We start from the raw sequence: 227 nt of genomic DNA, 5'->3' as shown, positions 1-227 counted from the left end.
TGAAGAAATTTTCAGTTACAGCGAGGCTGTTCACTGAGACTCAATAACCCATCGTAGTTTGCTACCAGTAAAGCGCCAGAGATTTTACGCCCTTTTACAGGAGGAATTATGAACCCTTACCACATGCATGATCGCACTGAAGAGAATGCGTGGCAGGAGCACTACTCACACGTCGCACGGGAAAAGGAAGAGGCGGAGCTGGCCGACTTATACGACAGGCAGATTAA

Annotated in this window: 1 protein-coding gene; it reads left to right on the top strand. The window is 48.0% G+C overall.

The features are described from left to right. Positions 1–108: 108 nt before the first annotated feature. Positions 109–227, top strand: a 119-nt coding sequence (locus AACV31_RS20405; RefSeq protein ID WP_304505153.1) for a host-nuclease inhibitor Gam family protein, incomplete at its 3' end; no start/stop codon positions are given.

The organism is Cronobacter sp. EKM101R (assembly GCF_963888145.1).
Lineage (GTDB): Bacteria > Pseudomonadota > Gammaproteobacteria > Enterobacterales > Enterobacteriaceae > Cronobacter > Cronobacter turicensis.
Note: the sequence above shows the minus strand (reverse complement) of the source record. Positions and strands in the feature narration are given on the sequence as shown.